2 protein-coding genes are annotated in these 417 nt (G+C 49.2%); both read right to left on the reverse strand.

The features are described from left to right. A partial coding sequence (gene ispF, locus J0A66_RS21805) for a 2-C-methyl-D-erythritol 2,4-cyclodiphosphate synthase (RefSeq protein ID WP_206575949.1) occupies positions 1 to 303 on the reverse strand: 303 nt, incomplete at its 3' end. Further along, positions 300 to 407 carry a 2-C-methyl-D-erythritol 4-phosphate cytidylyltransferase gene (locus J0A66_RS23645; RefSeq protein ID WP_277603615.1) on the reverse strand — a complete coding sequence of 36 codons (108 nt, stop codon included), beginning with the start codon at positions 405 to 407 and terminating at the stop codon, positions 300 to 302. The genes J0A66_RS23645 and ispF, both read right to left, overlap by 4 nt. Positions 408 to 417: the final 10 nt, after the last annotated feature.

Genomic DNA, 417 nt, shown 5'->3' on the forward strand with positions numbered 1-417 from the left:
CACGACGGTAACGTCCAGATTTCCCAGCCTGTAGCCTTTCGCTTTGATCAGTGAAAACACATGCCTGAGTAATTCGCGACTGTCTGCGCCTGCGTACTGTGCATCGTTGTCGGGAAAATGTCGGCCGATGTCCCCTAATCCCAAGGCGCCCAGTAAAGCGTCACAAATGGCATGCAGAGCGACATCGCCGTCGGAATGGGCCAGTAATCCCTGTACATAATCAATCTCCACGCCGCCGATAACTATCGGTCCCACACCGCCGAATTTATGTACGTCAAAACCATGACCAATCCGTATATTCATAGGAAGCTCCTGCCATTCTTTAATAATTTGCTAAGGTAAAATTCTGCCAGCATAAGATCGATGGGCTGTGTGACCTTGATATTACAAGGGTTGCCTTCTACCAGTTTTACCGGT

Source organism: Bowmanella dokdonensis, assembly GCF_017254865.1.
Lineage (GTDB): Bacteria > Pseudomonadota > Gammaproteobacteria > Enterobacterales > Alteromonadaceae > Bowmanella > Bowmanella dokdonensis.